Genomic DNA, 518 nt, shown 5'->3' with positions numbered 1-518 from the left:
GAACCACCATATTGTTCTGGCATGGTGGTACAGAGTAAGCCTAGTTCACCCGCCTTGTTCCATAAATCACGGTCAACATGCTGTTGTTTCTCATATTTCTCAATATTTGGAACAACTTCTTTCTCATAAAATTTACGGACTGTTTCGCGGAATGCTTCATGCTCAGAAGTAAATAGCTTACGCGGTAACATATTTGGAATTGGACGAATTGCACCTGATTGCATTTGTTATTTTTTCCTTGAGTATTGGATTTAAACATTCATTGCCACGATACAAGAAATTGAAAATAGTGGACAATGTGATCAATGCTCAATTTGATTGATGTATTTGGTCACTTGAGAAAAATCCCAGCGAAATTCTTGAGGGGATCGGGTAAACTAGGCCCAAATAGTTGCATAGGGGAATAAATGATGTCCGATGAAATGACACTTGAAGAACGTAAGGTGATTTATCGTTCACGGCGTGGTTTAAAAGAAATTGATGTGTATTTTGATCCCTACGTCAAAAACTATTATCTC

1 protein-coding gene and 1 pseudogene are annotated in these 518 nt (G+C 37.8%); one reads left to right on the top strand and one right to left on the bottom strand.

Going from position 1 to position 518, the window contains the following annotated elements; genetic code table 11:
* On the bottom strand, positions 1–224 hold a 224-nt coding region (locus B4H32_RS09245), incomplete at its 3' end, for an acyl-CoA dehydrogenase family protein (protein ID WP_286802366.1).
* A 186-nt stretch (positions 225–410) separates the two neighbouring features.
* Here B4H32_RS09245 and B4H32_RS09240 point away from each other — a divergent pair.
* Positions 411–518, top strand: a pseudogene (locus B4H32_RS09240) (succinate dehydrogenase assembly factor 2); the annotation flags it as partial.

This window comes from Acinetobacter sp. UBA2063 (genome assembly GCF_002333245.1).
GTDB classification, from domain to species: Bacteria; Pseudomonadota; Gammaproteobacteria; order Pseudomonadales; family Moraxellaceae; genus Acinetobacter; species Acinetobacter parvus.
Note: the sequence above shows the minus strand (reverse complement) of the source record. Positions and strands in the feature narration are given on the sequence as shown.